The 21,079-nt window shown below is 71.9% G+C and carries 19 protein-coding genes and 1 pseudogene; 5 read left to right on the top strand and 15 right to left on the bottom strand.

Features of this window, described 5'->3' with window-relative positions; translation table 11 throughout:
- The 4 genes from B9S58_RS00805 to rimP form a co-directional block, all read right to left on the bottom strand.
- On the bottom strand, window positions 1–202 hold a 202-nt coding region (locus tag B9S58_RS00805), incomplete at its 3' end, for a translation initiation factor IF-2 N-terminal domain-containing protein (protein ID WP_146063432.1).
- 149 nt (window positions 203–351) lie between these two features.
- A complete protein-coding gene (locus B9S58_RS00800) occupies window positions 352–630 on the bottom strand; it encodes a YlxR family protein (RefSeq protein WP_181009131.1) in 279 nt (92 codons plus the stop codon).
- Window positions 631–743: 113 nt separating this feature from the next.
- Entirely contained in the window at window positions 744–1,784 is a 1,041-nt protein-coding gene (nusA, locus tag B9S58_RS00795; RefSeq protein WP_103530220.1) for a transcription termination factor NusA, read from the bottom strand.
- A gap of 2 nt (window positions 1,785–1,786) precedes the next feature.
- Window positions 1,787–2,290 (bottom strand): ribosome maturation factor RimP, encoded by a 504-nt coding sequence (rimP, locus tag B9S58_RS00790; RefSeq protein WP_103530219.1) that lies wholly within the window; start codon window positions 2,288–2,290, stop codon window positions 1,787–1,789.
- 176 nt (window positions 2,291–2,466) lie between these two features.
- Between rimP and B9S58_RS00785 the strand changes: the two genes are divergently transcribed.
- Genes B9S58_RS00785 through B9S58_RS00775 form a run of 3 tightly spaced genes read left to right on the top strand, consistent with a single transcriptional unit; the run spans window position 2,467 to window position 4,473 of the window.
- Window positions 2,467–3,006 carry a hypothetical protein gene (locus B9S58_RS00785; protein ID WP_103530218.1) on the top strand — a complete coding sequence of 180 codons (540 nt, stop codon included), beginning with the start codon at window positions 2,467–2,469 and terminating at the stop codon, window positions 3,004–3,006.
- Window positions 3,003–3,527 (top strand): ferritin-like domain-containing protein, encoded by a 525-nt coding sequence (locus B9S58_RS00780; protein ID WP_103530217.1) that lies wholly within the window; start codon window positions 3,003–3,005, stop codon window positions 3,525–3,527. Before B9S58_RS00785 ends, B9S58_RS00780 begins: the two co-directional genes overlap by 4 nt.
- 31 nt (window positions 3,528–3,558) lie before the next feature.
- Window positions 3,559–4,473 carry an aminoglycoside phosphotransferase family protein gene (locus B9S58_RS00775; protein WP_103530216.1) on the top strand — a complete coding sequence of 305 codons (915 nt, stop codon included), beginning with the start codon at window positions 3,559–3,561 and terminating at the stop codon, window positions 4,471–4,473.
- Window positions 4,474–4,539: 66 nt separating this feature from the next.
- Here B9S58_RS00775 and B9S58_RS00770 read toward each other — a convergent pair whose 3' ends face one another.
- The 8 genes from B9S58_RS00770 to B9S58_RS00735 form a co-directional block, all read right to left on the bottom strand.
- Window positions 4,540–6,243, bottom strand: coding sequence for a proline--tRNA ligase (locus B9S58_RS00770; RefSeq protein WP_103530215.1), 1,704 nt, complete (start codon window positions 6,241–6,243; stop codon window positions 4,540–4,542).
- Between the two features lie 80 nt (window positions 6,244–6,323).
- Window positions 6,324–6,893, bottom strand: coding sequence for a GNAT family N-acetyltransferase (locus B9S58_RS00765; RefSeq protein ID WP_103530214.1), 570 nt, complete (start codon window positions 6,891–6,893; stop codon window positions 6,324–6,326).
- A 92-nt stretch (window positions 6,894–6,985) separates the two neighbouring features.
- Window positions 6,986–7,831, bottom strand: coding sequence for a GNAT family N-acetyltransferase (locus B9S58_RS00760; RefSeq protein WP_181009130.1), 846 nt, complete (start codon window positions 7,829–7,831; stop codon window positions 6,986–6,988).
- A gap of 153 nt (window positions 7,832–7,984) precedes the next feature.
- Window positions 7,985–9,142 carry a flavodoxin-dependent (E)-4-hydroxy-3-methylbut-2-enyl-diphosphate synthase gene (ispG, locus tag B9S58_RS00755; protein ID WP_103530212.1) on the bottom strand — a complete coding sequence of 386 codons (1,158 nt, stop codon included), beginning with the start codon at window positions 9,140–9,142 and terminating at the stop codon, window positions 7,985–7,987.
- A gap of 181 nt (window positions 9,143–9,323) precedes the next feature.
- Window positions 9,324–10,634: an RIP metalloprotease gene (locus B9S58_RS00750; protein WP_103530211.1), complete on the bottom strand. Its 1,311-nt coding sequence runs from the start codon at window positions 10,632–10,634 to the stop codon at window positions 9,324–9,326.
- Window positions 10,631–11,884: a 1-deoxy-D-xylulose-5-phosphate reductoisomerase gene (dxr, locus tag B9S58_RS00745; RefSeq protein ID WP_103530210.1), complete on the bottom strand. Its 1,254-nt coding sequence runs from the start codon at window positions 11,882–11,884 to the stop codon at window positions 10,631–10,633. Before dxr ends, B9S58_RS00750 begins: the two co-directional genes overlap by 4 nt.
- 85 nt (window positions 11,885–11,969) lie before the next feature.
- A complete protein-coding gene (gene aroA, locus B9S58_RS00740) occupies window positions 11,970–13,247 on the bottom strand; it encodes a 3-phosphoshikimate 1-carboxyvinyltransferase (RefSeq protein ID WP_103530209.1) in 1,278 nt (425 codons plus the stop codon).
- An 83-nt stretch (window positions 13,248–13,330) separates the two neighbouring features.
- The gene (locus tag B9S58_RS00735) at window positions 13,331–15,286 is read right to left on the bottom strand and encodes an acyl-CoA dehydrogenase family protein (protein WP_103530208.1); all 1,956 of its coding nucleotides are present in this window, start codon (window positions 15,284–15,286) and stop codon (window positions 13,331–13,333) included.
- Window positions 15,287–15,613: 327 nt separating this feature from the next.
- Here B9S58_RS00735 and B9S58_RS37710 point away from each other — a divergent pair, with 327 nt between their 5' ends.
- Together B9S58_RS37710 and B9S58_RS37705 are read left to right on the top strand one after the other, a co-directional pair.
- The gene (locus B9S58_RS37710) at window positions 15,614–15,940 is read left to right on the top strand and encodes a hypothetical protein (protein WP_181009129.1); all 327 of its coding nucleotides are present in this window, start codon (window positions 15,614–15,616) and stop codon (window positions 15,938–15,940) included.
- Between the two features lie 638 nt (window positions 15,941–16,578).
- Window positions 16,579–17,049 (top strand): hypothetical protein, encoded by a 471-nt coding sequence (locus B9S58_RS37705; protein ID WP_181009128.1) that lies wholly within the window; start codon window positions 16,579–16,581, stop codon window positions 17,047–17,049.
- A 150-nt stretch (window positions 17,050–17,199) separates the two neighbouring features.
- Here B9S58_RS37705 and B9S58_RS00720 read toward each other — a convergent pair whose 3' ends face one another.
- The 3 genes and pseudogenes from B9S58_RS00720 to B9S58_RS00710 all read right to left on the bottom strand — a co-directional run.
- Window positions 17,200–18,645, bottom strand: coding sequence for an aldehyde dehydrogenase family protein (locus B9S58_RS00720; protein WP_103530207.1), 1,446 nt, complete (start codon window positions 18,643–18,645; stop codon window positions 17,200–17,202).
- A 124-nt stretch (window positions 18,646–18,769) separates the two neighbouring features.
- A pseudogene (locus B9S58_RS00715) lies at window positions 18,770–20,012 on the bottom strand (MFS transporter).
- A 52-nt stretch (window positions 20,013–20,064) separates the two neighbouring features.
- The coding region (locus tag B9S58_RS00710; RefSeq protein ID WP_181009127.1) for a CdaR family transcriptional regulator at window positions 20,065–21,079 on the bottom strand (1,015 nt) is incomplete at its 5' end.

Below are 21,079 nucleotides of genomic sequence, written 5' to 3'. Positions count from 1 at the left end.
GGGGCGCACCAGGCTTGGCAGCGGACTTGCCGGCGTTGCCGCCGGGCCCCTGCAGTGCATCGGTCAACTTACGTACAACCGGCGCCTCGATCGTCGAGGACGCCGAACGGACGAATTCACCGAGTTCTTGGAGCTTGGCCATGACGACCTTGCTCTCGACGCCGAACTCCTTGGCGAGTTCGTATACCCGGACCTTAGCCACTTCGCTCCTTTTAGGTCCGGGTTACCGCCGGACCGTCGCTACTTCATGGGCGTACTCATCGCGTACTCATCGAGTGCTCATCGCAATCTCGACCTACTTCCAACTCGCGAGGTACCTGACCGCACGGGGACCCGTGCCGTTCACTTTTCCTACGGTGTCACCCGCTCGACGAACCGCGTCAGTGCCGCGGTGTCGAACGGCCCCTTGGCCTTGAAGGCCCGGGGGAACGCCCGGCGGCGAACCGCCAGGTCGAGACAGACAGAGACAGGGTGCACGTAAGCACCCCGGCCGGGCAGCGTACCGCGTGGATCAGGGGCGCAGGCACCCTCGTCCACAACGATGCGCAGCAGCTCGCTCTTAGCCGCTCGCTCCCGGCATCCCACACAGGTTCGCTCGGGGCAAGCGCGGGCTTGCGTCCGGCCAGACACGTTTAAGTCTACCTCCCCGCACCGACCTCACCCCTTTGGGGCAAAAATCGAACGGAAGTTGTCGTGATCTCAGCGGCGTACTGCCCAGATCTATTCCCTGGACCCCCTCCGGGTCAACGCCTTTCCGAGCGCTCCCGGGCCCGGTCGGCCCGCTCGCGGTCGGCGCTCTCGCGCTCCTCGTCCGTCTCGGTGTCGGGGCGGATGTCGATGCGCCAGCCGGTGAGACGGGCGGCGAGACGGGCGTTCTGGCCCTCCTTGCCGATCGCCAGGGACAGCTGGTAGTCCGGCACGGTGACACGGGCGGAGCGGGCGCCGAGGTCGACGACCTCGACCTCGCTCACCCGGGCGGGCGAGAGGGCGTTGGCGACCATCTCGGCCGGGTCGTCGGACCAGTCCACGATGTCGATCTTCTCACCGTGCAGCTCGGCCATGACGTTGCGCACCCGGCTGCCCATCGGACCGATACAGGCGCCCTTCGGGTTCAGCCCGGCACGGGTGGAGCGCACAGCGATCTTGGTGCGGTGACCGGCCTCGCGGGCGATGGCCTCGATGACCACCGAACCGTCGGCGATCTCCGGGACCTCCAGCGCGAAGAGCTTCTTCACCAGGTTGGGGTGGGTGCGCGAGAGCGTCACCGACGGACCGCGGACGCCCTTGGCGACCCGTACGACATACGTACGAAGGCGCAGACCGTGGACGTACTCCTCGCCCGCGACCTGCTCCTGGACCGGCAGCATGGCCTCCATCTTGCCGATGTCGACCAGGACGTTCTTGGGGTCCTTGCCCTGCTGGACGACGCCCGTGACGACATCGCCCTCGTGGCCCGCGTACTCCCCGAAGGTTCGGTCGTCCTCGGCATCGCGCAGCCGCTGCAGGATGACCTGCTTGGCGGTGGTCGCGGCGATCCGGCCGAATCCGGACGGGGTGTCGTCGAACTCCTTGGGCTCCTGGCCCTCTTCGAGGTCGGCCGGGTCCTCCTTGGCCCACACGGTGACGTGGCCGTTCTCGTCGAGCTTCACACGCGCCCGGCGGTGGCTGCCGTCGGTGCGGTGGTACGCGATGAGGAGGGCCGACTCGATCGCCCCGACGAGCACGTCGAAGGGGATCTCCTTGTCCTGCGCCAAGCCCTTCAGAAGCTTCACATCGATGTCCACGGCTACGCCTCCTCTTCCTTCTTGTCCTTGCGGTTGAATTCGATCTCCACGCGCGCCCTGGCGATCTCGTCGAAGGCGAGGCGGCGGGCGGTGGGCTTGCGGCCCTTGACGCCGGGCACTTCGAGGTCGAGCCCGTCCTCGTCGACGGCGAGGATGCGGGCGACCAGTTCACCGGATCCGTCGCCGGCCAGGTGGAACCTGGCCAGCCGGCCGATGGCGCGTACGTAGTGGCGGTGCTCGGTCAGCGGACGGTCCGCGCCGGGGGAGCTGACTTCGAGGACGTACTCGCCCTCGCCCATCGCGTCGGTCTCGTCCAGCTTCTCGGAGATCGCGCGGCTCAGCTCCGCGCAGGCGTCCAGCTCCACGCCCTCTTCGGAGTCCACGATGATCCGCAGCACTCCTCGGCGGCCGGCCCGGGACACCTCGATCTCCTCGAGGTCCAGTTGCTGCGCGCTGACGAGCGGTTCCAGCAACCCGCGCAGCCTCTCGCTCTGGGTGGTGCTCATCCGGGTGACTCCTCGGCCGCGTGTGCTGTTGTGGGGATCGTCGTGCGTCAGGTCAAAGGGTATCCGGTCGCCAGGGGTGTTGCCGTCCGCCTGCCGCTCGGCCGCGGGTACGCTCGCCTGCGGTGATCACATCAGGACAGATCCTGTCAGGATCGGTCCAGGCACGAAGGAGAAACGTGCGGCGCACGGGGACGACGCGCAGGGGGGCGCTCACCGCGACGGGAGCTCTCGCCCTGGGTGCGGTGCTGACCGGCTGCGGGGGCGGCGACGAGGCGACGGGGAGCGGAAAGCCGGCGCACTCCGGCGCGCGGGCCGCCACCGCCAAGGCCGAGAAGGCGCTGCGCGAGAAGGCGGTGCGCGACGGCGCCCTCCTGCTCGCCCGGTACGACCTGGTGGCCGAAGCCCATCCGGCGACCGCGGCGGGCCTGGCGCCCCTGCGGGCGGCCGTGCAGGAGCACGGGAAGGCACTGGCGCCCCCGCGCGCGAAAGGCACACCGAAAGCCGACGCTCCTCCAGCGGCCCCCGGCCCGGCGTCCGCCGACCCGAAGACCGCGGTGAAGGAGCTGGCCGCCGCCGAGCGCCACCGGGCCGACGCGTACACCGAGGCCCTGCTGAGCGCCGAGCCGGAGCTGGCCCGGCTGCTGGCCTCGGTGGCGGCGGCCGCGGCCGCGCAGGCCTATCTGCTGACCGAACTGGCCGAGGAGGCAGCCGCATGAGCACCCGTTCCGTCCGGCCGTCCGAGGAAGACTCCGACTCCGACTCCCCCGAGCTGACCGCCGTCCAGGCGGCCCTGGCCGCCGAGCACGCCGCGGTCTACGGCTACGGGGTGCTGGGCGGCCGCCTCGACGGGAAGCGGGGTGCCGAGGCCCGTGCCGCGTACGACGGGCACCGGGCCCGCCGGGACGCGCTGGCGCGCACCGCCCGGGACCTGGGCGGGCGGCCGGTGGCCTCGGACGCCGCGTACGCTCTGCCGTTCGCCGTCGCGGACTCCCCGTCGGCGGTGCGGCTGGCCGCGGTGCTGGAGGACCGGATCGCGGGCGCCTGCGCCGATCTCGTACGGGCCACCGAGGGCCCGCGCCGCGAGGAGGCCGCGGGCGCACTGCGGGAGGCCGCGGTGCGGGCGGCACGCTGGCGGGGCGGCAACGTAGCCTTTCCGGGGCTCGCCGAGCGGGCCGCCGGTGCGGACCCGGCCGCGACGGGCCCGGTGGAGGCCGCCGGCGCGGACGGTACGCGCTGATCCGAAGGACCGGAGAGGGAACACACGACGTATGGGTTTTGAACCGCCGCCACGCCTGGTGCGCGCGCTCGGTGAGATGTACGGGGACGGAGCGGCGGCCGACTGGCTGGACGGGCTCCCCGCGCTGACCGGACGGGCGCTCACCACCGGGGACGGCCTCACCGTGGAGCGGGTGGCCGCCCCGGGCGGGCGCAGCTCCCTGGTGGTTCTGGTGCGGCGGGCCGACGGGTCCCCGGCCGCGCTGAAGATCGCCCCGCCGGTCGCCGCGCCCGAGCTGGAGCGGGCGGCGCTGGAGCACTGGAACGGCTGGGGCGCGGTGAAGCCGCTGGACGCCCCGGAGCTCGACGCGTCCGGTGCGCTGCTGCTGGAGCGGCTGCACCACGAGGTGTCGCTGCGCTCGCTGCCGGAGGCGAAGGCCCTGCTGGAGGCGGCGGGCACGCTGCGCCGGCTGTGGGTGGAGCCGCCCGCCGGGCACGCCTTCGAGAACGTGGCCGAGCGGACCGGGCGGCAGAGCGCCGGGATGCGGGCGGCCGCCGCAGCCGACCCGGAACTGGCGCCGCTGGTGGAAGCGGCGCTCGCGGCGCGGACGGAACTGGTCGAGGGATCGCCCGAACTCCTGCTGTTGCACGGCAACTTCCGGCAGAGCAAGGTGCTGTCCGGGGAGCGGGCACCGTGGCTGACGGTGGGTCCGGAGCCGCTGGTGGGCGAGCGCGCCTACGACCTGGCGCGGCTGGTGCGGGACCGGGCGGAGGATCTGATCGCCTCTCCCGGTGGCCCGGTGACGGCCCGGCGGCGGGTCAGCAAGCTGGCGGAGTCGCTGGAGGTGGAGCAGGCGCGGCTGCACGGCTGGACGCTGTTCCGGGCGGTGGAGTCGGGCACCCGCGCGCTGGCCGAGGGGCGGCGGCAGATGAGCGAGGTCAACCTGGAGTTCGCGGGCTGGCTGTAGCCGCGCGACGTACGAGGAGGGCCCCCGCGCACCGTGCGCGGGGGCCCTCGTCGCTATGCGGTGCGATCAGGCCAGGTCGGCCGTCAGGCGGGCGATCGCCTCGTCGACGGTCAGCTCCTCGCGCTCGCCGGTGCGGCGGTCCTTCAGCTCCAGGACACCGTCGGCGGAGCGGCGGCCGGCGACGAGGATCTTCGGCACGCCGATCAGCTCGGAGTCGGTGAACTTCACACCGGGCGAGACGCCGGGGCGGTCGTCTACCAGGACCCGCAGGCCCGCCGCGTTGAGCTTCTCGGAGACGTCGAGGGCCAGCTCCGTCTGGAGGGCCTTGCCCGCGGCGACGACGTGGACGTCGGCCGGGGCGATCTCGCGGGGCCAGCACAGGCCCTTGTCGTCGGCGGTCTGCTCGGTGAGGGCGGCCACGGCGCGGGAGACGCCGATGCCGTAGGAGCCCATCGTGACGCGGACGGGCTTGCCCTGCTGGCCGAGCACGTCGAGCTGGAAGGTGTCGGCGTACTTGCGGCCGAGCTGGAAGATGTGGCCGATCTCGATGGCGCGGTCCAGGGTGAGGCCGGTGCCGCACGCGGGGCAGGGGTCGCCCTCCTCGACGACGACGACGTCGACGTACTGGTCGACCTCGAAGTCGCGGCCCGCGACGACGCTCGCAGCGTGCTTGCCCTCCTTGTTGGCGCCGGTGATCCAGGAGGTGCCGGGGGCGACACGGGGGTCGGCGAGGTAGCGGACCTTCTCCAGGCCCTGGGGGCCGACGTAGCCGCGCACGAGGTCGTCGCGGCCGACGAAGTCCTCGGCGGTGACCAGCTCGACGACGGCGGGCGCGAGGTGCTCGCCGAGCTTGCCGAGGTCGACCTCGCGGTGGCCGGGGACGCCGACGGCCACGATCTCGCCGTCCACCTTGACCAGCAGGTTCTTCAGCGTGGCGGAGGCGGGGACGCCCAGGTGCCCGGCGAGCGTCTCGATGGTCGGGGTGTCGGGGGTGTCCAGCTCCTGGACCGCGCCGTGCGCCGAGCCGTCGACCGGGGCGAGCGCGAAGGTCACGGCCTCGGTGTTGGCGGCGTAGTCGCAGTTCGGGCAGTCGGCGAAGGTGTCCTCACCGGCGGCCGCGGGGGCGAGGAACTCCTCGGACGCGGAGCCGCCCATCGCGCCGGAGACGGCGGAGACGATGCGGTGGTCCAGGCCGAGGCGCTCGAAGATCTTGATGTACGCGGCCCGGTGCAGGGCGTAGGAGTGCGCGAGGCCCTCGTCGGTGGTGTCGAAGGAGTACGAGTCCTTCATGTGGAACTCGCGGCCGCGGAGCACGCCGGAGCGGGGGCGGGCCTCGTCGCGGTACTTCGTCTGGATCTGGTAGAGCATGACCGGCAGGTCCTTGTAGGACGTGCACTGGTCCTTGACGGTCTGGGTGAAGATCTCCTCGTGGGTCGGGCCGAGGAGGTAGTCGCCGCCCTTGCGGTCCTTGAGACGGAAGAGCAGGTCGCCGTACTCCTCCCAGCGGCCGGACGCCTCGTAGGGCTCCTTGGGCAGCAGGGCGGGCAGCAGGACCTCCTGGGCGCCGATGGCGTCCATCTCCTCGCGGACCACGTGGGAGATGTTGTCCAGGACCTTCTTGCCGAGCGGCAGCCAGGACCAGATGCCGGCCGCGTTGCGGCGGACGTACCCGGCGCGGACCAGCAGCTTGTGGCTGAGCGTCTCGGCGTCCGCCGGGTCGTCGCGCAGTGTCTTGATCATCAATCGGGACATGCGCTGGACCTGGGCCATGATGAACTCCTGCTCGCAAGGGTGGTGAGCCCGAGGTTAGCCGGGCGGTGCGGGCTGGCGGAAATCCATTCGGTCCCGGTTCAGTCCCGGCGCAGCAGCGGCAGGGGCGCGCCCATGACCGCGTACGGCTGCGGGGCGCTCGGGAAGACGACCTGACGGGCCAGGTCGCGGTAGCCCAGCGAGCGGTACAGGGTGCGGGCCGGGCTGTCCCGGTCGATCGCCGAGAGGATCGACCGGGGGTGGCCGACGGCGTCGGTGATGGCGGTGATCAGGGTGCGGCCGAGGCCGCGCTGCTGGTGGTCCGGGTGGACGTGGAGTTCGGTGATGACGAAGGAGTCGTCGAGCCAGCCGTCGGACCCGGTGGCCCGCAGATAGGGCTCGACGACGGTGGACCACCACTGGGCTCGGTCGTTGGGCAGCCCGTAGACGAAGCCGACGAGCCGACCGTCGGGGGCGAGGGCGCCGAGTGCGCGGGCGTGGGGGTGTTCCAGGTGCCTGAGGACGATGCGGCGGCGTACGTCGATCTCGTCCTGGCTCAGTCCGAAAGCCGCCGCCTGGACGTGCAGGGCCTCGTCCACGCGGGCGGCCAGATCGATGGGGCCGATCTCGGCGTCGGGTGCTGCGGAGCCTTCTCCGGGGACTGCTGCCATGCGGGAACCCTACTGGCCGGGGCGGGCGGGCAGAACCGTTGGGTTCCGGGCGCGTGTGCGTGTGACGGCTCAGAACGTGTGCGTGTGACGGCTCAGAACAGGACGCTCATGAACGCGCCGACCTCGCGGAAGCCGACGCGACGGTAGGCCTTGCGGGCGGGGGTGTTGTAGTCGTTCACGTACAGGCTGACGACGGGGGCGACGTCGGCCAGGGCGTAGCGCAGGACAGCGGCCATGCCTGTTTCGGAGAGGCCCTTGCCGCGGTGTTCGGGGGCGACCCAGACACCCTGGATCTGGCAGGCCTGGGGGGTGACCGCGCCGATCTCCGCCTTGAAGACGACCTTGCCGTCGTCGATGCGGGCGAAGGAGCGGCCGGCGCCGATGAGTTCGGCGACGCGGGCCTGGTAGAGGAGCCCGCCGTCGCCGGCGAGCGGGGAGATCCCGACCTCCTCGGTGAACATCGCCACGCAGGCCGGCATCACGATCTCGGTCTCGTCCTTGCGGATGCGGCGGACGAGCGGGTCGGGAGTGACGTCGGCGGAGAGGCTCTCGGTGACCATGAGGGGCTGGTTGGCGCGGACCTCGCGGGCCGGCCCCCAGCTGGGTTCGAGGAGCCGCCACAGCTGGGTGGCGGGTTCGGCGGGGCCGACGATGGAGGAGCAGCGGCGGCCGGCCCGGCGGGCCCGGTCGGCGAAGGCCCGGACGGCTTCGGGTCCGGCGCAGATGGGGACGAGGTTGGCGCCGGAGTAGCACAGGGAACGGAGCCTGCCGTCGGCGTACCAGCCCCACATCTCGCCGCCGAGGCGCCAGGGGTCGAGTCCCGCGACCTGCACGCGGGACGTCACGAAGGCGTTGGCCACGGGCTCGCTCTCCAGGATGGCGAGCACCGCGCCGAGGTCGCTGGGTTCGAGGACCCGGGTGGTGGTCTGCGTCAACACGAGGGGGCCTCACCATGCGGTCTGCTGATTTCCGCACTGTAACCGACACGGCCCTCGAACGCCGCTCGAGTCCGGGAGCCGGTTCCGGATACGCCGCCGCCCCGCCGGGCGCGGGGCCCGGCGGGGCGGTGGGGGAGGCCAGGGGGAGGCGGGTCAGCCGCTGATGGAGACCTCGGGCTCGCCGGACGGGATGCCGTCCTTCTCCATCTGCTCGGCGATCTTCATGGCCTCTTCGATGAGGGTCTCGACGATCTTCGACTCGGGAACGGTCTTGATGACCTCGCCCTTCACGAAGATCTGGCCCTTGCCGTTGCCGGAGGCGACGCCGAGGTCGGCCTCGCGGGCCTCGCCCGGGCCGTTGACGACGCAGCCCATGACCGCGACGCGGAGCGGGACCTCCATGCCGTCCAGGCCGGCGCTGACCTGGTCGGCGAGCTTGTAGACGTCGACCTGGGCACGGCCGCAGGACGGGCAGGAGACGATCTCCAGGCGGCGCTGCTTGAGGTTCAGCGCCTCCAGGATCTGGAGGCCGACCTTGACCTCCTCGGCCGGCGGGGCCGAGAGCGAGACGCGGATGGTGTCGCCGATGCCCTCGGAGAGCAGGGCGCCGAACGCGACGGCCGACTTGATGGTGCCCTGGAACGCCGGTCCGGCCTCGGTGACGCCGAGGTGCAGCGGGTAGTCGCTCTGGGCGGCGAGCTGGCGGTAGGCGTTGACCATGACGACCGGGTCGTTGTGCTTGACCGAGATCTTGATGTCGCCGAAGCCGTGCTCCTCGAAGAGGGACGCCTCCCAGAGGGCCGACTCGACCAGGGCCTCCGGAGTGGCCTTGCCGTACTTCTTCAGGAGCCGCGCGTCCAGGGAGCCGGCGTTGACGCCGATCCGGATCGGGGTGCGGGTCTCGGAGGCGGCCTTCGCGATCTCCTTGACCTTGTCGTCGAACTGCTTGATGTTGCCCGGGTTCACCCGGACCGCGGCGCAGCCCGCGTCGATCGCGGCGAAGACGTACTTCGGCTGGAAGTGGATGTCGGCGATCACCGGGATCTGCGACTTCCGGGCGATCGTGGCCAGCGCGTCGGCGTCGTCCTGCGTCGGACACGCGACCCGGACGATCTGGCAGCCGGACGCCGTCAGCTCGGCGATCTGCTGGAGCGTGGCGCCGATGTCCGACGTACGTGTCGTCGTCATCGACTGCACGGAAACGGGCGCGTCGCCGCCGACCGCGACCGTGCCGACCTGGATCTGTCGGCTGACCCTTCGGTCGGCGAGCTTGGTCGGAACGGCCGGCATTCCGAGAGAAATCGCAGTCATGCGCTGTGCATCCCCAAGGTGTGGATCAAGGTCCCGAGATCGGCGGGCTCCGGCCTTCGAGGTTACGGCACCGGAACCGGGACGGCCGCACCGTGTCGACAAGTCCACCCGTTGGTGAGCGGCCGGACACAGCGCGTGTGCCCGGCCGACATCTGAGGGGCGGAAGGGGCGGAAGGGGCGGTCAGGTGATCTTGACGGGGTTCACGATGTCGGCCACCAGGACCAGCAGTGTGAAGCAGATGAAGAGTCCGGCGACCACGTAGGCGACCGGCATCAGCCGGGCCACGTCGAACGGTCCCGGGTCGGGGCGCCGGAAGACCTTGGCCAGATTGCGCCGCAGGGACTCCCAGAGCGCGCCCGCGATGTGTCCGCCGTCCAGCGGGAGCAGCGGCAGCATGTTGAACAGGAACAGCGAGAGGTTGAAGCCCGCGAGCAGGAACAGCATCATCGCGACCTGGTTCTGCGCCGGGATGTCGAGGTTCATCACCTCGCCGCCGATCCGGGCCGCGCCCACCACGCCGACCGGCGAGTCGTCGGCCCGTTCGCCGTCGCTGAAGGCGGCGTCCCAGAGGGCCGGGATCTTGGAGGGCAGGGCGATGATCGAGTCGACGCCGTTCTCGATCATGTCGCCCATGCGGACGAAGGAGTCGCCGAAGGAGAGCGGCACGATCTCGGTCCGCGCGGCGAAGCCCAGGTAGCCCGCCTTGATGAACTCGTTCGGAACGACCTCGCCGTTGCCGTCCTTCTTCGCTACGGCGTTCTCGCGGAGGACGGCGTTGAGGGTCACTTCCTTGCCGTCACGCTCGACGACGACGGTGGCGGGGCCGATGGTCCCGCGGATGCGGTCCGAGAGTGTCGCCCAGTCGTCGACCGGCTTTCCGGCGAAGGCGACGATCTTGTCCCCCTCCTGGAGGCCGGCGGCCTTGGCAGGCGAGACCGGGTCACCGTCCTCGCAGGTCTCACGCTTGTCGCTCTGCGAGATCACGCACTGCTGGACGCCGGCGACCTCGGTGGTCTGGGTCTGGAAGCCGAAGGTCATCGCGACGCCCATGAAGATGGCGACCGCGAGGATCAGGTTCATGAAGGGGCCCGCGAACATCACGATGACGCGCTTCCACGGCTTGCGCGTGTAGAAGAGCCGCTTCTCGTCGCCCGGCTCCAGCTCCTCGTAGGCGGCGGATCGGGCGTCTTCGATCATGCCGCGCCACGGTGAGGTGGAGCGGGCTTCGAGGCGGCCGTCGGCTCCTGGCGGGAACATCCCGATCATGCGGATGTAGCCGCCGGCCGGGATGGCCTTGATGCCGTACTCCGTGTCGCCCTTCTTCCTCGACCAGAGCGTCGGGCCGAAGCCGACCATGTACTGCGGGACCCGGATGCCGAACATCTTGGCCGTGGAGAGGTGGCCCAGCTCGTGCCAGGCGATGGAGAAGAGCAGGCCCACGACGAAGACGGCGATCCCCAGGACCGTCAGCAGGATCGAGGTCAGACTCATGCGCGCGCCTCCGCTGTCACTTTCGCCGAGAGTTCCCGGGCCCGTGCGCGGGCCCACGTTTCCGCTTCGAGTACGTCCCCGACGCTGAGCGAGGTTCCCGGGGCGGGGGTGCCGTGTTCGGACACCACAGCCGTGACCGTATCCATGATTCCGTTGAAGGGCAGCTGTCCGGCGAGGAAAGCGTCGACGCATTCCTCGTTCGCCGCGTTGAACACGGCCGGCGCGGTGCCGCCGAGCCCGCCGACGTGCCGGGCGAGGCCGACCGACGGGAAGGCCTCGGTGTCCAGCGGGAAGAACTCCCAGCTGGAGGCCTTCGTCCAGTCGAAGGCGGGGGCGGCGTCCGGGACGCGCTCGGGCCAGCCGAGGCCGATGGCGATGGGCCCGCCCATGTCCGGCGGAGTGGCCTGGGCGAGTGTGGAGCCGTCGCTGAACTCGACCATGGAGTGCACGTAGGACTGCGGGTGGACCACGACCTCGATCCGGTCGAACGGAACGTCGTAGAGGAGGTGCGCCTCGATGACCTCCAGGCCCTTGTTGACCAGGGTCGCGGAGTTGATGGTGATCACCGGGCCCATCGCCCAGGTCGGGTGGGCGAGGGCCTGCTCCCGGGTGACGTCGGCCAGTTCGGCGCGCGTACGGCCCCGGAAGGGTCCGCCGGAGGCGGTGACGACGAGCTTGCGGACGTCGGCGCGGGTGCCGGCGGCCAGCGCCTGGAAGAGCGCGGCGTGCTCGGAGTCGACCGGGATGATCTGGCCGGGGGCGGCGAGCGCCTTCACCAGCGGGCCGCCGACGATCAGCGACTCCTTGTTGGCGAGGGCGAGCGTGCGGCCCGCCTTCAGCGCGGCCAGGGTCGGGGAGAGCCCGATGGAGCCGGTGATGCCGTTGAGCACGGTGTGGCAGGCGCTCGCGGCGAGGGTGGTGGCCGCGCCGGGGCCGGCCAGGATCTCGGGGAGCGGCACGCCTGCCCCGTACTGTTCCCGCAGCGCCTCGCGCAGGGCGGGGACCGCGTCCTCGGCGGCGACGGCGACCGTGTTCACCCGGAGCCGGCGGGCCTGCTCGGCCAGCAGGGCGACCCGGCCGCCGGCGGCCGAGAGCGCCGTGACCCGGAAGCGGTCGGGGTTGCGCAGGACCAGGTCGATGGCCTGGGTGCCGATGGACCCGGTGGAGCCGAGGATCACGAGATCCCGGCGGCCGTCCGCGGCGTCGAAGACGATATGCGGATCGGCGAGGGGGGCGGGGCTGTCGCTCATGCCCCCCATTGTTGCCGCTCCGGCTGTGCGTGGGGACAGCGCGTCCCGGTGGGCCGCGTGCTCGCCGGGGTACCGGGCCCCGGCGTCAGGCTCGCGGAGCCCCGGCGAAGCCCTGGAACACCTCGTGGAACCCCGGGAACGTCTTGCGTACGCAGCCGGGGTCGTCGTACGTCAGGCCCGGTGTGCGCAGTCCGGCGACGGCGAAGGACATCACGATGCGATGGTCGCCGTGGGTGGCGATCTCGGTGGGCTTCGGCGTGCCGGGGTGGATCTCGATCCGGTCGGGGCCGGTGTGCACGGTGATGCCCATGGCGCGCAGGTTCTGGGCGCACGCCTCCAGCCGGTCGCACTCCTTGACCCGGGTGTTGGCGACGTCCACGATCGTGACGGGACCGTCCGCGTAGGGGGCGATGGCGGCGAGGGTCGGCATGGTGTCGGAGATGTCGCGCATGTTGACGGTGAGGCCGCGCAGCCGGCCGGTGGAGCGGACGGTGGTGGCGTCGGCGCCCACCTCCACCTCGGCGCCCATGTCCCGCAGGACGTCGACGAAGCGCAGGTCGCCCTGGAGCGCGCCGGTGCCGAGGCCGGGGACGGTGACCTCACGGCCGGTGAGGGCGGCGGCGGCGAAGAAATAGCTCGCGGTGGAGGCGTCGGGCTCGACGGCGTAGGCGGTGGCGCGGTAGCCGCCGGTGGAACCTCCCCCGTTCGAGCGAAGCCGGGAACGCGGGGAAGGGACGGTGAAGGTGTTCCCCTCCCGCAGCACTTCGACGCCGAAATCGCGCATCATCGCGAGGGTGATCTCGACGTACGGCGCGGAGACCAGCTCGGTGACCTCGATCCGCAGCCCCTTCGCGGTGAGCGGTCCGAGCATCAGCAGCGCGGTGAGGTACTGGGACGACTCCCCTGCGTCCAGGGTGAGTTCACCGCCCTCGATCCCGGCGGCCCGGACAGTCAGCGGGTGGTGTCCCTCGGCCGCCTCGTGGCGCAGGTCGACGCCGAGGGCGGTGAGGGCCCGGGTGAGCGGGGCGATCGGGCGGCGGCGCATCTGGGCGGAGGCGTCGAAGCGGTACGTTCCGGAGGCGGCGGCCGCGACGAGGGCGGGCAGGAAGCGGGCGGTGGTCGCGCCGTCGCGGCAGTAGACGTCGGCGTCGGGGGCGGCGGGCCCGGCGGGGCGGCCCTCGACGTGCCAGCGGTCGGCCTTCTGGGTGACCGCGTACCCGAGGCTCTTCAGGCCTTCGGCGAAGCCCTCGGTGTCGTCCGAACGCAGCGGCCTCAGCAGGGTGGTGGTGCCGTCGGCCGCGGCGGCCAGGAACAGGGCGCGGGCGGTGACGGACTTGGAACCGGGGATGTCGATGACGGTCACGGCCCACATCCTGCCGTGCGGCGGGCACGCCGGGCGGGGTGCGTCCGGTGCGTGGACGCACCCCGCCCGGCTGTCCCGGGGCCTCAGCGCACCGGGCGGTGCTGGTTCTCCCGGACGGAGGGTCCCGGGGTGGCGTCCGCGATCCAGGGGCCTTCGCCGCTGGGGTCGACGACGCCTTCCTCCAGCCAGGTGTACGTCCCCGACAGGACGCCGTCGACGACGCGCCGGTCGAGGCCGTCGGTGTTGGACCACAGGCGGGTGAACAGCTCCTCGACCCGGATGCGGGCCTGGTGGCAGAAGGCGTCCGCGAGCTGGTAGGCCTCACGGCCGTGCTCCCCCGTCCCGCGCAGGTGCTCGGCGCGGACACAGGCGGCGCTCATCGCGAAGAGTTCCGCGCCGATGTCGACGATCCGGCCGAGGAAGCCCTGCTTGGTCTCCATCCGCCCCTGCCAGCGGGACATGGCGTAGAAGGTCGACCTGGCGAGCTTGCGGGACGACCGCTCGACGTACCGGAGGTGGCCGGAGAGGTCGCGGTGGCCGGAGGGGTGGAACTCGGCGTAGGTACCCGGAAGCTGCCCGGCGCCCGTGACCAGCTGGGGCAGCCAGCGGGCGTAGAACCCGGCGGCGTTCGCACCCGCCCTGGCCTTGGCGGAGAACAGCTTGTCGGGGTCGATGATGTCGCCCGCGACCTTCAGGTGGGCGTCGACGGCCTCACGGGCGATCAGCAGGTGCATGATCTCGGTGGAGCCCTCGAAGATCCGGTTGATCCGCATGTCCCGGAGCATCTGCTCGGCGGGCACGGCGCGTTCGCCGCGGGCGGCCAGCGACTCGGCGGTCTCGAAGCCGCGGCCGCCGCGGATCTGGACCAGTTCGTCGGCGATCAGCCAGCCCGCCTCGGAGCCGTACAGCTTGGCGAGTGCGGCCTCGATACGGATGTCGTTACGGTCCTCGTCGGCCATCTGGGAGGAGAGGTCGACGATGGCCTCCAGGGCGAAGGTGGTGGCCGCGATGAAGGAGATCTTCGCGCCGACCGCTTCGTGCTCGGCGACGGGCCTGCCCCACTGTTCCCGTACGCCGGACCATTCGCGGGCGATCTTCAGGGACCACTTGCCCACGCCCACGCACATCGCGGGCAACGAGAGCCGGCCGGTGTTGAGCGTGGTCAGGGCGATCTTCAGGCCGGCCCCCTCGGGCCCGATCCGGCAGGCGCCGGGGACCCGGACCCGGTGGAAGCGGGTGACGCCGTTCTCGATGCCGCGCAGGCCCATGAAGGCGTTGCGGTGCTCCACGGTGACGCCGGGGGCGTCGGCCTCGACGACGAAGGCGGTGATGCCGCCGGGATGGCCCTCGGAGGCGGGGACCCGGGCCATGACGACCAGGAGGTCGGCGACGACCCCGTTGGTGGTCCAGAGCTTCACACCGTCGAGGACGTAGTCCGGCCCGTCGGGCACCGCGGAGGTGGCGAGGCGGGCCGGGTCGGAACCGACGTCCGGTTCGGTCAGCAGGAACGCGGAGATGTCCGTGGTGGCCAGCCGCGGCAGGAAGACGTCCTTCTGCTCCTGCGTGCCGAAGATCTTCAGGGGCTGCGGTACGCCGATCGACTGATGCGCGGAGAGCAGCGCGCCGATCGCGGGGCTGGCCGTGCCGACGAGAGCGAGCGCCTTGTTGTAGTACACCTGGGTGAGGCCGAGGCCGCCGTACTTGGTCTCGATCTTCATCCCGAGGGCGCCGAGTTCCTTGAGCCCGGCGATCACCTCGTCGGGGATCCTCGCCTCGCGCTCGATCCGCGCGCTGTCGACGCGCGTCTCGCAGAACGTGCGCAGCCGCGCCAGGAACTCCTCGCCGCGCCGGATGTCGTCGGGCGGCGGCAGGGGGTGCGGGTGGATCAGGTCGAGCCGGAAGCGCCCCAGGAACAGCTCCTTGGCGAAGCTGGGCTTGCGCCAGTCCTGCTCCCGGGCCGCCTCGGCGACCCGTCGCGCTTCGCGTTCGGTGACCTTGGGGGCGTTGGGGACCTGGGGGATGTTGTGTGGTGCGGACATGAGGGACCTCACCTCGCCGCGCGTCGCCGGACGGAGGGACACCTGGCCCCGGACGCACGGACTGCTAGTCGCTGCTTACTGGTCCGTATGTAACCCGTGTACCCGGGGTTCGGCACCCGCACCAGTCCCCGCGCGCGAGGAGTGGGCTCCGGTTTCCTTCAGCCGTTCCTGACCCGGCCCCGCAAGCACCGGGTCGTAGCGCGGGGGCCCGTGGCGGCTCTCCTCGACGTGCAGCAGCGACGGGGGCGAAAGCGCCGCCCCGGCCGACCTTCCTGCTGAGTACGGATACTCATGCGCCTGCCGGGCCACTCCGGCAGCCTCGGGGCAATGAGCGCGAGCACGAGCCTGTGGGGCTGGACAAAGGAACACGACGGGCCGGTGGCATTCCTCGTCGCCGTCGGTGACCTGGTCCTGTCCGCCCTTCTGCTGTGGATGACGATCGTGTCCGGGATCACGTTCGGGGCACCGAACGCCGCGGAGCAAGCGGACGCGCGGCAGGCCCAGGACACCGCACAGACGGTCTGGGGCGTGTGGCTCGCCACTGGACTGCTGATCGCCGCCGGACTACGCATGCCGCGCACCGCCGTCGTGCACCTGGCCGCCATGCTCGCGGTCCCCGGCGTATTCGTGGCCTACGTCGCGGCGCACAGCTGAGAGTCGCGCTGTGAGGCCCGGGCCGAGGGCCACCCGCTGATCGGCACCCGCACCCGTCGCGCGGACACGCGGACGGCCCGAACCCCGCGCAGCGGTCGGCGAACCACACCGCACCGAAGATCGAGCAGACAGCGTCCTGGGTCGCGGTGTCGGTGGCGAGCGTCTCCAGCACCTCACCACGGACGAAGCCGGCCCCGCTGCCGGCCCACCGCTCCGTCGCCTTGACCCGATCGCGAGGACGCCGATGCCGCACGGGGTGACGCCGGAGGACTGGTCGGCCGGGAAAACGCCCCCGCACCCGGACGTGCCGCTCACGGGGTCACCGTCCGGGTGCACGCGACCGTCACCGTGCCGGCCGCTGCCACCACCGCCATCGGACCGACGAGCGCGCCCTCCTGGTCCCCGGACATCCCGGAAACACCGGCCCCGCGTCGTGCGAAGTCTCCGTGACCGCTTGGTGCAGGGGCACCCCGCCGACCAGCACGCCGGGCCCGACCGAAGGACGGCGTTCCTGGCCAGGTACATGTCAGTGGTGACAGAATCCTACGTATCCACGAAGGGCACGACGTTCGATACCTGGGGGGGGGATGGGGATGTCCTGGCACAGACGCGCGGGAGTTGTGCTCACCGCATCGCTGTTGGGTGGATTGACGGCCTCGGGCACGGCCGGCGCCGCGACGCCGAAGGAAGTGTGCGGCTGGACGAGCACGCCCGTGGGGTGGGTCGAGGTGAAGTACTGGGACAGTTCCCAGTGCGGCTCGACCGGCGGCGGCATGTACAACATGAAGCGGATCACGGACACCAGCGGCGTGGCCGCCGGCGGGACGGTGTCAGCGTGCACCTACAGCCCGATCCCGACCGGGTTCCACATCACCAAGTACTCGTCGATCTCCGACTGCAACCGGAGCCGCGGCGTCAGCGACTACCACAACCGGGTCGGGCTGGTGAATCTCGCCGGCCTCCCGAAGGGCACCACCAAGGAGATCTGCGGCCTGTTCGAGGTGCCGACCGGGTGGACCGTGTCCAACCGGCCCAAGTCGTTCGACTGCCAGCAGCACAAGTACGGATATCCCTCCACCTACAACACCATGACCATCCGCAAGTCCTGACCCGGTCTGTGCGGGGGCATCCGGTGGGCCCTGCCGGTCGCGCGAAACGGACGGCCCGAACCCCCGCACAGCGGGTTCGGGCCGTCCGTTTCGCGTCCCCGCCCGCGCCCGCCGTCCGGGCGGACGGCGGGCGGGGACGTCCGGTGGGTGTTACAGGGCGAGGCCGGTGAGGACCAGGACGCGCTCGTAGGTGTAGTCGTCCATGGCGTAGCGCACGCCCTCCCGGCCGACGCCGGACTGCTTGGCGCCGCCGTACGGCATCTGGTCGGCGCGGTACGAGGGGACGTCGCCGATGATCACGCCGCCGACCTCCAGGGCGCGGTGGGCGCGGAAGGCGGTCTGGAGGTCGTGGGTGAAGACGCCTGCCTGCAGGCCGTACTTGGAGGAGTTGACGGCGGCGAACGCCTCGGCCTCGCCGTCCACCTTCTGGAGGGACATGACCGGGCCGAAGACCTCTTCGCAGGAGAGCTTCACGTCGTCGGGGAGGCCGGCGAGGACGGTCGGGGCGTAGGTGGCCCCGTCGCGCTTGCCGCCGGTGAGCAGCTCGGCGCCGCCCTGGACGGCCTCGTCGACCCAGGACTCGACGCGCTGGGCCGCGTCCTCGCTGACGAGGGGACCGACGTCGGTGGCGGCGTCGGCCGGGTCACCGGTGACCAGGGCCTCGACGGCGGCGACGATCTTGGGGACGAGCCGGTCGTAGACGGAGGCGTCGGCGATGACGCGCTGCACGGAGATGCAGGACTGGCCGCCCTGGTAGTTGGAGAAGGTGGCGATCCGGGTGGCCGCCCAGTCGAGGTCGGCGTCCGAGGCGTAGTCGCCGAGGACGACCGCCGCGCCGTTGCCGCCGAGCTCCAGGGTGCAGTGCTTGCGCGGCACCGACTCCATGATCGCGTAGCCGACCGGGCCCGAGCCGGTGAAGGAGATGACCGGCAGCCGCTCGTCCTGGACGAGGGCGGGCATCTTGTCGTTCGGGACCGTCAGGACGGACCAGGAGCCGGCCGGCAGGTCGGTCTCGGCCAGCAGCTCGCCCAGGACGAGGGAGGAGATCGGGGTGGCCGGGGCCGGCTTGAGGATGATCGGGGCGCCGACGGCGATGGCCGGGGCGACCTTGTGGGCGCTGAGGTTCAGCGGGAAGTTGAAGGGCGCGATACCGAGGACGGCCCCGCGCGGGAAGCGCCGGGTCAGCCCGAGGCGGCCGGTGCCGCCGAGGTCCGTGTCGAGCCGCTGGGCCTCGCCGCCGTTGAAGCGGCGGGCCTCCTCGGCGGCGAACCGGAACACGGACACGGCCCGGCCGACCTCGCCGCGGGCCCACTTGACCGGCTTGCCGTTCTCCGCCGAGATCAGCTGGGCGATCTCCTCGGTGCGCTCCGTCAGCCGCCGTACGACGTGGTCGAGCGCGGCCGCCCGTACGTGCGCCGGGGTGGCCGCGAACTCGTCGCGTACGGCGTGGGCGGCGGCGACGGCCTCCTCGACCTGGGCGTCGGTCGGCACGCTGACGGTGCCGACGAGGCGTCCGTCGTACGGGTTGGTGACGTCGAAGCTGTCGGCACCGGTGGCCTGGCGGCCGGCCACCCAGAAGGCGTGGGGCGAAGTCATGGAGGTTCCGGCCCTTCGGAGGTCGTGAGGAGTCGTGAGGAGTCGTGAGGACGTCGTGACGGGGATGGCGGGCGCCCGGAGGCTCCCCTCTGCACTGTGGTCCCACGGTAGGGCGGGGAGGCGCTCAGGTCGTTTGTCCGGCGTGGAGCGGAGCGGGTACCGGGTGCTCCGAATTGGCGGAGAGGCCGCCCGGCCCGACCGTGCCCGGCTTCTCCGTACGCCGGAGCAGATCCGGTACGAGGGTGAGCAGACCGGTCACCGCGAGGCCCGCGCCGAGCCAGAGCGGGGCCCGCAGCCCGAACCGGTCGAGGCCCAGGCCGCCCAGCGCGGAGCCGAGGACTACACCGAAGGTGAGGACCACACCGAAGGTGATGAAGGAGCTGTGCACGGTGTTGACGAGCGGGCGGGCGTTGCCGGTCCGCTGAACCCGTGTGACCAGGGCCGGGTTCATCGTGACCCCGACCAGGCCGATGCCCAGCATGCAGAGCACCGCCCAGACGTCGAACCGGGCCAGCAGCGCGAACCCGGCCAGGAACACCGCGTTGAGGGACAGGCCGCCGAGCAGGACGGGGAGGGTGTGCCGGTCGGCGAGCCGGCCGACCACGGTGTTGCCGATGACCGTGGCCGCGCCGTACGCCAGGAGCAGCAGCGGGACCGCGCCCGGGGAGAATCCGGTGACCCGGGTGAGGATCGGGTTGAGGTAGCTGAAGGCGGAGAAGGTCGCGCCGATGACCATGGTGCTCGTCAGCAGGGTGAGCCAGAGCCGGGGAGCGCGGAAGGCCGTGAGCTCGGAGCGGAAGGTGCCGCTGCCCTCCGGCCGGCCCGTACGGCGTACGCCGATCGCGGTGCACAGGGCGGCGGCCACCGTGAGCGCGGAGATGGCCCAGAACGCGGCCCGCCAGCCGTACCGTTCGCCGGTCAGGGTGGCCAGCGGCAGGCCGAGCAGGGTGCCGAGCATCAGGCCGTTGAGGATGACCGCCACGGCCCGGCCGCGTATCTCGGGGCGGGTGAGCTGGGAGCTTGAGCGAGATCGCGACGCCGAAGAAGGCCTGCGAGGCGACTCCGGTGATCACCCGGGCGACCACCATGGCCGGGTAGCCGGCCGCGGTGGCGGCGAGCACGTTGCCGGCCAGGAAGACCGGGAAGAGGACCATGAGCGCGGTCTTCGGCGGAAGCCGCAGCAGGGCGACGGAGAGCAGCGGTCCGCCGAGCGCCATGGAGAAGGCGAAGACGGTGATCAGGTAGCCGATCTGCGGGACGGTGACGCCGAGCCCTTCGGCCACCTGCGGCATCAGTCCGGCGACGACGAATTCACTGGTGACCATGGCGAAGATACCGAAGGCCAGTACGTGGACGGCACGAGGCACGGTGGGTTCCCCCCTGGTGGGTCGTTGCACATGCGGCTCCGGGTCGGGCGGCTCATTCCTCGGCGGGCGTCGCCGCCTCGGTCGTCTTCAGGGCGAGCCAGAGCTCCATGCGGACGTCGGGGTCGTCCAGCGAGCGGCCCAGGATCTCCTCCACTCGGCGCATCCGGTAGCGCAGGGTGTGCCGGTGCACGCCCAGGTCGGCGGCGGCGGCGTCCCACTGGCCGTGTCGGGAGAGCCAGGCGCGCAAGGAGGCCACGAGGTCGCCGCGGCCCTTGGCGTCGTGTTCGTACAGCGCGCGGAGCATACCGTCGGCGAAGGCCCGTACCGCGTCGTCGGCGAGCAGCGGCAGCACCGAGCCGGCGGCCAGCTCCTCGTGCTCGACCAGCGCCCGGCCCCGGCGGCGGGCGACGGAGAGGGCCTGTTCCGCCTGCTTGTACGCGCCGGCCACGGCGATCGGGCCGGAGGGGGCGGAGAGCCCCACCACGACGTCGCTGTCCTCGGCGCCGCCCTCGCGCGGGGCGCGGCCGTCCTGGGCCTCGGCGTAGGAGGCGCAGGCGGCGACCGCGGAGCCGCCGTCCGCGGCGAGCACGACGACGCGCTCGCCCTCGGGAACCATGAGCAGCGCCTCGCCGGAGCGGGCTGCGGCGGCCTCCATGGTCTCGGTGAGCAGCTCGGCCCCGGCGGGTACGGCCGTCTCGGCGATGAGCAGCCGGAACGGGGCGTCGAGCAGCCCGCCGTAGAGGTCTCCGGCGACGGCCCGCGCGTGGTCGGGCTGCCCGGCGAGCAGCATGCGCAGGACGGCGGCGCCCAGGCGTTGTTCGGCGCCCTGGAGGGAGCGGGAGCGGGCGGTGGTCAGGGTGAGCAGGGCGACGGCGGAGTGCACGGCGTACCGCTCGGCGGTGCCCAGTGCGGCTCCGGTGCCGACGGCCAGCGCGCCGCGGGCCCGGCGGCCGGTGCCCAGCGACTGGAGCTCGACCCGGTCCTCGCTGTCGCCGACGACGACGCTGGCGGGGGCGGGGCGGTCCCGGAGGCGTTCGACGTCGGGGGTGAGGCGGGCGGCGCGGCGG

It is taken from the genome of Streptomyces sp. SM11 (assembly GCF_002910905.1).
In the GTDB taxonomy this organism is placed as follows: Bacteria; Actinomycetota; Actinomycetes; order Streptomycetales; family Streptomycetaceae; genus Streptomyces.
The sequence above is the reverse complement of the archived record's forward strand: the minus strand, read 5'-3'. Positions and strand labels throughout refer to the sequence as shown.

Bases quoted from the DNA above. Each gene is read 5' to 3' on its own strand.
- B9S58_RS00775 (WP_103530216.1), top strand. From the start codon at position 3,559: ATGGGTTTTGAACCGCCGCCACGCCTGGTGCGCGCGCTCGGTGAGATG.
- B9S58_RS00735 (WP_103530208.1), bottom strand. From the start codon at position 15,286: ATGTCCGCACCACACAACATCCCCCAGGTCCCCAACGCCCCCAAGGTC.
- rimP (WP_103530219.1), bottom strand. From the start codon at position 2,290: ATGAGCACCACCCAGAGCGAGAGGCTGCGCGGGTTGCTGGAACCGCTC.
- dxr (WP_103530210.1), bottom strand. From the start codon at position 11,884: ATGAGCGACAGCCCCGCCCCCCTCGCCGATCCGCATATCGTCTTCGAC.
- B9S58_RS37710 (WP_181009129.1), top strand. From the start codon at position 15,614: ATGAGCGCGAGCACGAGCCTGTGGGGCTGGACAAAGGAACACGACGGG.
- B9S58_RS00780 (WP_103530217.1), top strand. From the start codon at position 3,003: ATGAGCACCCGTTCCGTCCGGCCGTCCGAGGAAGACTCCGACTCCGAC.
- B9S58_RS00750 (WP_103530211.1), bottom strand. From the start codon at position 10,634: ATGAGTCTGACCTCGATCCTGCTGACGGTCCTGGGGATCGCCGTCTTC.
- B9S58_RS00765 (WP_103530214.1), bottom strand. From the start codon at position 6,893: ATGGCAGCAGTCCCCGGAGAAGGCTCCGCAGCACCCGACGCCGAGATC.
- B9S58_RS00720 (WP_103530207.1), bottom strand. From the start codon at position 18,645: ATGACTTCGCCCCACGCCTTCTGGGTGGCCGGCCGCCAGGCCACCGGT.
- B9S58_RS00770 (WP_103530215.1), bottom strand. From the start codon at position 6,243: ATGGCCCAGGTCCAGCGCATGTCCCGATTGATGATCAAGACACTGCGC.
- ispG (WP_103530212.1), bottom strand. From the start codon at position 9,142: ATGACTGCGATTTCTCTCGGAATGCCGGCCGTTCCGACCAAGCTCGCC.